7 protein-coding genes and 1 pseudogene are annotated in these 8,711 nt (G+C 72.6%); 1 reads left to right on the top strand and 7 read right to left on the bottom strand.

From position 1 onward, the window contains the following. Positions 1-480 (bottom strand): annotated as a pseudogene (locus D474_RS0113355) (short-chain dehydrogenase); the annotation flags it as partial. Between the two features lie 187 nt (positions 481-667). Here D474_RS0113355 and idi point away from each other — a divergent pair. Continuing rightward, entirely contained in the window at positions 668-1,195 is a 528-nt protein-coding gene (gene idi, locus D474_RS0113350; protein WP_017614059.1) for an isopentenyl-diphosphate Delta-isomerase, read from the top strand. Positions 1,196-1,456: 261 nt separating this feature from the next. On the opposite strand, the gene D474_RS0113345 is transcribed toward idi, so the two are convergent. The 6 genes from D474_RS0113345 to D474_RS0113320 all read right to left on the bottom strand — a co-directional run bounded on the left by D474_RS0113345 (position 1,457) and on the right by D474_RS0113320 (position 8,709). Next, complete coding sequence (locus D474_RS0113345; RefSeq protein WP_017614058.1) at positions 1,457-1,780, bottom strand: DUF6221 family protein; 324 nt, start codon at positions 1,778-1,780, stop codon at positions 1,457-1,459. A gap of 140 nt (positions 1,781-1,920) precedes the next feature. Further along, positions 1,921-2,754 carry a glutamate ABC transporter substrate-binding protein gene (locus D474_RS0113340; protein WP_017614057.1) on the bottom strand — a complete coding sequence of 278 codons (834 nt, stop codon included), beginning with the start codon at positions 2,752-2,754 and terminating at the stop codon, positions 1,921-1,923. A gap of 25 nt (positions 2,755-2,779) precedes the next feature. After that, positions 2,780-4,195: a hypothetical protein gene (locus D474_RS0113335; RefSeq protein ID WP_040703542.1), complete on the bottom strand. Its 1,416-nt coding sequence runs from the start codon at positions 4,193-4,195 to the stop codon at positions 2,780-2,782. A 28-nt stretch (positions 4,196-4,223) separates the two neighbouring features. After that, positions 4,224-4,919, bottom strand: coding sequence for an FHA domain-containing protein (locus tag D474_RS0113330; protein ID WP_017614055.1), 696 nt, complete (start codon positions 4,917-4,919; stop codon positions 4,224-4,226). A 59-nt stretch (positions 4,920-4,978) separates the two neighbouring features. Beyond that, a complete protein-coding gene (locus D474_RS34415) occupies positions 4,979-5,713 on the bottom strand; it encodes a PP2C family protein-serine/threonine phosphatase (RefSeq protein WP_449289352.1) in 735 nt (244 codons plus the stop codon). Positions 5,714-6,348: 635 nt separating this feature from the next. Beyond that, on the bottom strand, positions 6,349-8,709 hold the full coding sequence (locus D474_RS0113320; RefSeq protein WP_017614053.1) for a serine/threonine-protein kinase: 2,361 nt from the start codon (positions 8,707-8,709) through the stop codon (positions 6,349-6,351). Positions 8,710-8,711: the final 2 nt, after the last annotated feature.

Here is an 8,711-nt window from a genome sequence, read left to right as displayed (position 1 = left end):
GGCTCGGCCGCCGGTGAGGAGGGCCCGGCGCCCGGTCAGGTCGGTGCGGGCGTTGCGGCGCTGCCGGTTCTCCGCTGCGCAGGTCGGGCAGAGCTGGTGGTAGAACGCGTCGACCTCGCGGTACTTCTCCTTGCAGATGTAGCAGGGGCGGGCCTTGTTCAGCACCCCGGCGATGGGACCGTCGCTGCCGCTGGTGAGGGCGCGTCCGTTGGTCTCGTCGTCGATGCGGTCGGGTGCGGCGGTGGCCGTGGCGGCCAGAACGGCGGAGTCGTGCGCCTTGGCGCGGGCGCGGCGTTCGGCGCGACGCTTTTCCTTGACCGCCTTGAACAGCCCGGCGGTGGCACGCTGCACGGCGATCGAGTCGGGGTGGTCGATGGGCAGTTCACCGGCCTCGGCGATGACGTCCAGCGCCTCGCGCAGGCGGTCGGGGGAGAGCCCCTCGGTCGTGCTCCGTTCCGTCGTCTCCGTCACTTCCACCACTGCTCCGTCGGCTCCATGCGGCCCCGGGCGGGGCCGTCTGGAAGCTTATGCGCACCCGGCCACCGGCTCGGCTCGCGGGCCCGCGGCGGTGATCTCACCGGAACCGGCCCCAGAACCCTGCTCCACAGGCGACCATGGAGGGGTACGCAGGACGGCGGTCGGGGCGCGGCCCCGGGCAGGAGGACCAGTGGACCGACTCACGCGTGAACTCGTGGTGCTGCTCGACGAAAACCACCGCCACGTCGGGGTCGCCGACAAGGCCACCGTGCACACCGAAGAGACCCCGCTCCATCTGGCCTTCTCCTGCCACGTGCTGGACGCGCGCGGCCGGGTGCTGGTGACCCGCCGGGCTCTGGGCAAGCGCACGTGGCCGGGGGTGTGGACCAACAGCTGCTGCGGCCACCCCGGGCCGGACGAGACCCCGGAAACAGCGGTGCGGCGGCGGGTGCGCGAGGAGCTCGGCCTCGACCTCACCGACGTGTGGCCGGCCCTGCCCGACTTCCGTTACCGGGCGGTCTCGGCCGAGGGGATCGTGGAGAACGAGGTCTGCCCGGTCTTCTGGGCCCGTACCGACGGCGACCCCGCCCCGGACCCGGAAGAGGTCGCCGAGTACGCCTGGGTGGAGTGGAACGACCTGGTCGCCGCCGCCGAGCACGCCCCGTGGGCGCTCAGCCCGTGGTCGGTGCTGCAGATCCCGGCGATGCCCCGGCCGTGAGGGCCCCGGGCCCGGGGGAGAACCGGACCGAGGCTAGGGTCTGCTTGGCGGACACCGGATTACCTGCTGCGCGATGCCCCAGCGGCACTCTCGCTGTGTTCTCATCAGTCGACAGGACCCCACCCGGGCCCACGCTGTGCGAAACTGCCGAGCTTGCGAGGCAAGCACAGTAGGGGCAGTCCTTCTTCGGCCTTGCGATAGCACAACTGGCTGCGCCGCTCGCGACGGAAGGCGCCCACCAAACAGACCCTGGGACACGGGTCATTTCCCGGTGAGCTCCTTGGAGACCTCCGGGACCTCCCAGGTGGCGTCGTACTCGGAGTGGTTGGCGTAGACCGCGGCCAGGTACTTCACGGCCATGCGCCAAGCGAACAGTTCGGACCACGGGTCTCCCCCGTGGGCGGACGCCGACGGGTCGACGGTGCGCATACTCGCGTCGTGCGCATCCGCGTAGCCGCGCACGATCCTGCGTTTCGCCGCGACCTCGGCCAGCGCCCGTTCCCTGCCGCGGGACCCTTCCGGGACCGCTTTCGACGCGCGTTCGTCCTCGTCCAACCGCGCGTTCAGGAACTCGACGATGGTCAACGGACAGCTCCTCATCTGCTACCCACGAATGCCCTACATATGGGCCAGTATCCGCCATTTGACCGTTTCAGGCCACCCCGGCCGGAACCGGCCCCGGAGGGTTGGCGGCACCTCCGCCACACGGGTGTGCGAGCCGCAGGTCAGCCGCACCCCTCGAACTGCGGGACGCTCTTGACGAGCTCCAGATCGGTGCTGCCGAACCACCCCTCCAGCAGCTCGCCCGCGGTCCCGTCCTGGTACATCCCGTTGATCGCCTTGTTGACCGCCTCGCAGGCCTCCACGTCGCCGTGCGGCAGCCCCACACCGTACTTCTCGTCGGTAAACGGGTTGTTCACGAACCGGTAGGCGGACGGGTCCTCGGCCAGGAACCCCGCGAGGATCAGGTCGTCGGTCGAGACCGCGTCCACGCGTTCGTCGCTGAGCCACTCGATGCAACTGCTGTAACTGGGGGCGTCGGCAACGGTCGCGCCGATGCCCAGACCGTCGGTGATCCGCGAGGCCGAGTTGGAGCCCTCGCCCTGGCACACGTCGTGGCCCTCGAGGTCGCGCACGGTGTCGATGCCGGCCTCGTCGGCGCGCACGAGGATGTCCTGTTTGGCGACGTAGTAGGGGCCGCCGAAGGTCACCTCGGTCTTGCGTTCGGGGGTGATGGAGTAGGTCGCCACCACCATGTCGACCTCGCCCCCGATGATCTTGTCCTCGCGTTCGGCGGAGGTCACCCCGACCAGCTCCACGTCCTCGCGCTCGAACCCCATGCCCTCGGCGAGGTAGTGGGCCACGTCGACGTCGAAGCCGGAGAAGCCCCCGTTCTCGGCCAGCCCCAGGCCGGGCTGGTCGAACTTGACGCCGATGGTGATCGTGTCGCCCTCCAGGACGGAGGGTTCCTCCCCGGGCCCGGAGCACGCTGCCAGGGCCAGGACCCCCGCGGCGGCGGCTGCGAGGAGGGGTGTGGTGGTGCGGTGCCGGTTCCTCATCGGCCTCGTCCTCGTCTCTCGGGGATCATCGGTACTCGGCCAGCCGCGGGCGCACACCGGCGGCGATCAACACCAGGACCAGCACGGTCCCGGCGGGCAGCAGCCACGCCCACACCGACAGCGATCGCTCCCCGCCCTCGATGCCGGCCTCGAACTGGGCCCCGTGCAGGTCGATGAGCCGGTCGAGCGCGTCGGTGTAACCGGTGAACGCGCCGTCCTCGTGGTGGGCGATGTCCATGCGGGCGTCGATCGCTGCGGAGCGGTCGCCGTCCTCGTCGAGGGCGCGCATGTCCCGGTCCGCGTCCTGCAGGGCGTCGTAGGCGGTCAGGACCTCGCCGAGCGTCTCGCGTTCGGCCGGGAGCAGGGCCTCGCGTGCGACCTCGCCGAGGTAACCGAGGGTGCCGGGGTCGGTGTCCTCCTCCCCGTCGTCCCGCTCCCCCGAGCCGGGCAGGTCCGGGTAGGACTCGGCGACCTCCGCGACCTGCCCGTAGTACTCGTCGAGGTCGGAGGCCGGCCGGAACAGCACCGCCTGCGCACGTTCGAGGTAGACCTGCCGGTGGTGGTCGGCGTGCTCGGGATCGAGCAGGAACCGGCTCTGATCGGCCTGCATGTCGGTGGCCACGGCCGCGGCGCGCGACAGGGCCATGGCGGCGTCCAGGCCTTCCTCCTTCGCACGGCTCTGGTCGCCACCACTGCCGTTCAGCGCGACGACCACCCCCACCGTCAGGACCGCGGTCGCGGCCGTCGCGGCGATCAGCGGCGCGCTGAAGCGGCGGCGGAACCGGCCGCGCAGGTAGAGCTGGAACCCCGCCAGCACCCCGACGGCGAGCACCCCGGAACCGCCCACCAGGACGAGGCCGAGCGCGACCGCGTCCCGGCCGTCCTCGTGGTTGGCGCGCACGATCGCCGAGGAGTCCAGCCCGAGGTTGAACGCCTTCGGCATGAGGTCGGTGTGCATGAGGCGGCTGCCCTCGCGGTACCGCTCCAGCGCATCCTCGTCGACCTCGCCCGGCGGCGCCCCGGCTTCGTCGTTGAGCAGCAGCGCCTCGCCGACGGAGCGCTCGTACTCGCCGATGCCATCCAGGACCGCCTGGACGTTGACCTCCTCGACGGTGTCGCCCTCGGTGAGGGAGGCGGCCTGCAGGAGGGCCTCGTTCGCGCGGGCGCGGCTCTCCGCATAGCGTTCCTCGGCAGCCTCGCGCCCCGACCCGAGCTCGTGGTCGGTGCCCATGAGCAGCACGTCGGCGGTCTGGGCGTCCATGTCGGCCAGCGCCAGGTACAGCTCGGTGGTGGCCATGGCCTGCGGTCCGGCGTCGTGGCCGAGCACCTCCATTCCGTCCCGGGCCCGGTCCAGCGTCGAGCCCGCCGAGACCGCCAGCCCGCCCACCGCGACGACCGCTGCCAGAGTCAGGAGCCACAGCCGCGTCGGAGTGGTGCGCAGGCGCGCGCGCAGGCGCGCCCGTGGCCGCTCATCCCCGCTGGAGGACGATGACGGTCCACGCACCGACGTAGATGCGGTCGTTGTCATTGAGGGGGACCTCCACGTTGGGGGTGATGGGGTTCGCGGTCCCGTTGACCGTGGTGCCGTTGGTCGAGCCGGGGTCCAGGAGCGACCACGTGGCGCCCGCGCGTGCGACCAGGACGGCGTGCACGTGGGAGATCGCGGGGTCCCCGCCTGGCCCGCCCAGGTCGATCTCGGGGGTGAAACCGCGGCAGGTGCTGCGGCGGCCGATGTGGACCCGGTCACTGTCGAGGGTGACCCTGCGGGGCCGGTGGCCGGCGGGGAAGACGATGCGGCCGGGGTCGAGCATGCCCTGGTCGACCATGTACTGGTAGTAGGCCGGGTCGGCGGCCACGACCGCGCGCCAGATGGTGCCGAGGTGACGGGCTCCGGGGTGGCGCCGCTGGTGCGCGCCGGACCGGGACGCGAAGTCGTACCCGCACTCCTCGCAGAAACGCCCGGCGCGCGAGGTCCCGCACTCGGGGCAGGGGCCGCCGCGCGGTTCGCCGACGGAAGGCCTGGGCACGGGGACGGGCGGTGTGGCCGGAGGAGCGTGGGTGCGGGGGTCGGGGGCTGCGAGCGGGGCGAAGGTCTGCAGTCGGAGCCCGCACACGTCGCAGAAGTCGTCGGCTGTGGAGTCGTGCCCGGACGGGCAACTCGGCATGGGTTCCCTCCTACCCGGCCAGGGGGTGCCGTCCGGCCGAGGCCGGGCCGGGTCCGGGCTCAGACGGGTACGGCACGGAGACCCCCTCGTGGGACGGGGACGGGAACGACGACCACGGTGATGTTGTCCTTGCCGCCGGCTCTCAGCGCCAGGCCGACGTAGTCGTGCGCGGCCGCCAGGGGGTCGGCGCCCGCCCTCGGAACGGCGGCGGCCATCTCCCCGGGTTCGGCGTAGTAGTTCCACAGCCCGTCGCTGCACAGCACCACGGCGCCGGGGCCGGTCGGGGTGACGGTCGAGACGTGGGCGTCGATCTCACCGGAGTCGGCGCCCATCCACGCGATGAGGGCGTGCGCATGGGTCGAGCGCATCGCCTCCTCCCGGGTGAGGGCTCCGGCCTGGACCATCGCCTCGGCCCAGGAGTCGTCGCGGGTCAGCAGGGCGGGTGCGGCGGCACCCTCGGTGTCGGAGACCCAGTAGGCGCGGCTGTCCCCGACCCAGCCGACCGTCACCGACCCGGTGCCGGGGTCGACCACTGCCGAGACGAACGTGCACGCCGGGGCGGAGGTGGGCGAGTCGGCGATGGCCGCGACCGCCTCGGCCGCCCGGGTCATGGCCTCGCCGGTGGCCTTGCGGGGCTCGTCGCCCTCCGCGATCCGTTCGGCCAGGACCCCGGCACCGGTCTCGGCGGTGATGCGTGAGGCCTCGTCGGAACGCGGCGAGCTGGAGACCCCGTCGCACACGACCGCGCAGACCGCGCCCGCCCCGTACGCGGCGCCGTNGGGGCGGCCAGCCATGGCGTCCTCGTTGCGGCGGTGGCGCAGCCCGACGTCGCTGACCCCGGAGGCCGACACGGTCCGCACCACCACGTGGTCGCGGCAGGTGGGCTGCAGGTACCCGCACTCGCCGCAGTATCCGTCGGCGACCCTGCCCGGGCACCAGGCGCAGGTCTGCGGGTCCGGGTCGGATCCCTCCTCCCCGGCCGGGCGGGCCCACGGGGACACGGCGCCCGCGGGCTGCACGGTCCGCTCCTCGCTGTTCGCGGCGTCGCGGTGCACCGGCTGGGTGGCCAGAGCGTCGATCTGGTCCCACTCGGAGTCCACCGCGAGGCTGTCGGTCAGGGAGGTCCCGCCCGTGTGCGCGTGTTCGCCGTGGTCGGAGGGCCGGTCCCAGCGGGCCCCGCTCGGGGTGGTCCAGTCGCCCTCCTCCGGGCGGCCGCGGGCGGTCACCGAGGAAAGGGCCGAATCACCGTCCTCCCGGGGCGCCCCGAGAGGTGTCCCGTTGCGGCCGGGTCCCTCCGGTTCCGGAGTGGCCCGGCGCACCTCGTCCGGCAGGGTACGGCCGCAGCCCTCGCAGAAGGCGTCTCCGGCATTCACCCTGTCGGCGCATCCGGGGCAGGTCCGCACCTTTGTCATCGCCGTTCCTTCGTTGCTCACAGCAGCGTCTTCGGACGTAGGGAGTTGGCCCGGTCGACCAGCGCGTACCGGTCGACGGGTGACCGGGCCCAGTGCGCCAGGGCCCGGTAACGCCGTTCCAGGTCGGTGCGCACGCCCTCCTCGGTGAGGGGTGCGCCCAGGAGTCGGGCGGAGGGATCGGCACGGCCACCGCGGCCGAGCCAGTCGAGGGCGCCCTCCAGGACCCGCACGGCGAGGCGGTCACCGCTCTCGCTGTCGAGCCCGAGGCGCCCGAGCCGTTCGCCGGCCCGCAGGAAGTCGTCGGCGGCGTGGGGGTCCTCGCCGGTGACGAGCAGGGCGACGAGCACCGTCTGGGCGTGCACGTGGAGGCTGGACAGTTCCGGGACGGTGTCCAGGACCTCGATGGCGCGTGCCCGCTGCCCCTGGGCGCGGCGGATGCGGGCCAGCCCGAAGGCGGCGCTGACGTAGGAGTGGTCGGTGTTCCAGACCGTCCGGTACAGCCCGGCGGCGGTCTCCAGCCCCCCGGTGTGCTCGGCGGCCAGAGCCAGGCCGAGCTTGGGCGCGGCCTCGCCGGGCAGGTGGGAGTAGAGCTCGTCGAAGTGGGCGTGCGCGGCCTCGAACTCCCCGTCGCCCAGCTCCATCACGGCCATGTACCACATGGTCCGCCAATCGCCCGGCATCGTCTGGTTGAAGGCGTGCAGAACCTCGGTGGCCTCGAGCTTGCGGCCCTCGGTGATGAGCGCCCGCACGAGCATGAGCCGGGTCTCGGGGGTGGGCGCGGGGGCCGAGCGCAGGCTCGGCACGAGTTCGGCCGGGGAGAGTGAGGAGAACCCGCGCAGGAGCTGGGCGGCGGGGTCGGCAGGGTCGATCAGCGGGGCCGGGAGCAGCGCGGCGGCCCGGGTCGGCGGGGGCGGCACCAGCAGGGTGTCGGAGTCGTGGGGGCCCAGGTCTGCGGCGCTGAAGCTCTCCGGGCCGAACAGGGAGGAGGGTGCCGGGTGCGGGGACTCGGAGAGGTCGGCGAGGACCTCGCGCAGCACCCCGGTGAGCTGTTCGGCCATGTCGGCGGCGTCGTGGAACCGCCGTTCCGGTTCGTTGTGGGTGGACCTGCGCAGCAGCCGGTCGTAGGACTCGTAGCGCCGCAGCAGCGGCACAGACTCACGCGGCGGGATGCTGTGGGGATGGCGCCGCCGGAAACTGAACCGGAAGCTCAGCACCGCCAGGGCCCGGCCCACGGCATACAGGTCGGAGCTGACCGAAGGGCCGGACCGGATGATCTCGTCCTCTGGAACCCTGTACCCGGGGGTGGTGTAGACGGAGCTGGCGGTGTCGTCCATGTGCCGCACGCCGCCCAGGTCGATGAGCTTGATCTGCTCCTCGCTCTGGATGACGTTGTCGGGCTTGAAGTCGCAGTACAGAAGGTTCTTGGCGTGCAGGTAGCCGAGGGCGCGCAGGCACTCGAGCCCGTAGGCGATGACCTGGTCCAGGGGCAGGGCCTGGTCCTGCTCGCCCTCTCCCCGCCGGTCCAGCAGCAGCTCTCGCAGGGACTTCCCGCCCACGTACTCCATGACGATGTGGCCGCCCGGGATCCCGGTCTCCGGGTCGGGGTGCTGGGCGAAGTTGATGATCTTGACGATGTTGGGGTGCTCCACCTGCGACAGGTACTCGCGTTCGGCCGCGGCGGCCTTGTGCGCCTCGGCGTCGCCGGCGTTGAGCAGGCCCTTGAGCACGACCCAGCGGTCGTTGACGTTGCGGTCGCGTGCGAGGTAGATCCAGCCGAGCCCGCCGTGTGCCAGGCAGCCGAGCACCTCGTACTGGCCGCCGACCATGTCGCCCTCGACGAGCTTGGGAACGAAGGAGAACTGGGTGCCGCAACGGCGGCAGAACCCCTGGGTGCGGCCGGGCAGACCGCCCCGGCTACGGCCGACCTTCTCGTTGCAGTTGCCGCAGTAGCGGTTCTTCTCGGCGACGACGGGGTCGGTCATGACCGCCTCGGACGGGTCGCGGTAGGGCACGACGGGCACCTGCACCAGGCCCATGCCGAGCATGCCCCGCGAGGTGGGACGGCTGCTGCGGCCGGAGGCGCTGCCGCTCAGCGGGGTTCCGGTGCTCCCGCCGGTGTTGCCGGGGCCGCTGCGTCCGGACAGGCGCACGTTCCCGGAGACCGGGTGGGATCCGGAGTCGTCACCGCTACCGGGGCGCCCGGGCCACTCCTCGGGGACCGCGGCACCCGGGCGGCCTGCCGCGGGGAACGGTCCCGCGGGCCGAGGGGCGGGTAGATCCTGGCCGGGGGTTCGCACGTCTGAGGGGGCCAGGCCGCACACGCCGCAGAATCCGTCCTCGATACGGCCGATGCAACCGGGAGCCGTGCAGTTGGTCATCT

Origin of the sequence: Nocardiopsis salina YIM 90010 (assembly GCF_000341025.1) — a bacterium.
GTDB lineage: Bacteria > Actinomycetota > Actinomycetes > Streptosporangiales > Streptosporangiaceae > Nocardiopsis > Nocardiopsis salina.
This window is presented reverse-complemented; position numbering and strand designations above follow the sequence as displayed.

Bases quoted from the DNA above. Each gene is read 5' to 3' on its own strand.
- D474_RS0113340 (WP_017614057.1), bottom strand. From the start codon at position 2,754: ATGAGGAACCGGCACCGCACCACCACACCCCTCCTCGCAGCCGCCGCC.
- D474_RS0113330 (WP_017614055.1), bottom strand. From the start codon at position 4,919: ATGCCGAGTTGCCCGTCCGGGCACGACTCCACAGCCGACGACTTCTGC.
- D474_RS0113320 (WP_017614053.1), bottom strand. From the start codon at position 8,709: ATGACCAACTGCACGGCTCCCGGTTGCATCGGCCGTATCGAGGACGGA.